The sequence below is a fragment of the Isoptericola hypogeus genome, from assembly GCF_039531145.1.
Classification (GTDB): domain Bacteria; phylum Actinomycetota; class Actinomycetes; order Actinomycetales; family Cellulomonadaceae; genus Isoptericola; species Isoptericola hypogeus.
The window spans coordinates 1-692 of sequence record NZ_BAAAPM010000018.1 but is presented as its reverse complement, the minus strand read 5'-3'; the positions used below and the strand labels follow the sequence as shown (position 1 = coordinate 692).

Annotated in this window: 1 rRNA gene; it reads right to left on the bottom strand. The window is 56.6% G+C overall.

The window, feature by feature from the left end:
* A 23S ribosomal RNA gene (locus ABD254_RS21235) occupies positions 1–692 on the bottom strand; the annotation flags it as partial.

The following is a 692-nucleotide window of genomic DNA, read 5'->3' as shown; positions in this document are numbered from 1 at the left end:
CTCGCTTTCGCTACGGCTTCCCCACACGGGTTAACCTCGCCACCGAGCACTAACTCGCAGGCTCATTCTTCAAAAGGCACGCCGTCACCCCTGCTAGGGAGGCTCCGACGGATTGTAGGCACACGGTTTCAGGTACTATTTCACTCCCCTCCCGGGGTACTTTTCACCTTTCCCTCACGGTACTTGTCCGCTATCGGTCACTAGGTAGTATTTAGGCTTAGCAAGTGGTCTTGCCAGATTCACACGAGATTTCACGGGCCCCGTGCTACTTGGGATCCCCTCCACCAGGCCGCACCATTTCGTCTACGGGACTCACACCCACTATGGTCCGCCTTTCAATGCGGTTCGACTATGACACGGCTTTCTTACTGGTTGAAGAACTGTCAGATTCTTCCAGAAGGTCCCACAACCCCGCATGCGCAACGCCTGACAGCTTGGCACGCACACGGTTTGGCCTCATCCGCTTTCGCTCGCCACTACTCACGGAATATCTCTTCCTGCCGGTACTGAGATGTTTCACTTCCCGGCGTTCCCCCCTGCACCCTATGAATTCAGGTACAGGTAACCGCACATGACTGCGGCTGGGTTCCCCCATTCGGACACCCTCGGATCACAGCTCGTTTGCCAACTCCCCGAGGCTTATCGCAGGCTACAACGTCCTTCTTCGGCTCCTAGTGCCAAGGCATCCACCC